This is a genomic window from Pseudomonas sp. C8002 (genome assembly GCF_013385765.1).
Lineage (GTDB): Bacteria > Pseudomonadota > Gammaproteobacteria > Pseudomonadales > Pseudomonadaceae > Aquipseudomonas.
The window spans coordinates 64,090-64,317 of the sequence record NZ_JACAPJ010000030.1 but is presented as its reverse complement, the minus strand read 5'-3'; the positions used below and the strand labels follow the sequence as shown (position 1 = coordinate 64,317).

Here is a 228-nt window from a genome sequence, read left to right as displayed (position 1 = left end):
GCAGATCAAGATCAAAAGCACGCAGCCTCGCTGGCGCTCGACAGCTGCTACGGGCGGTGTGGCTCTGCTTTTCTGTGGGAGCTGGCTTGCCTGCGATGCAGACAACTCGGTGCATCAGGTACACCCAGTTGATGCCATCGCAGGCAAGCCAGCTCCCACATTTGACCGTGCCCGATTCTGATCTTGCTGTTGCTGTTGCTTCACCACACTCAAGCCGGCCGGTAGGCC

1 pseudogene is annotated in these 228 nt (G+C 59.2%); it reads left to right on the top strand.

Annotation, left to right across the window (positions count from 1 at the left end):
* A pseudogene (locus HX814_RS31355) lies at nucleotides 1-181 on the top strand (hypothetical protein); the annotation flags it as partial.
* Nucleotides 182-228 lie beyond the last annotated feature (47 nt).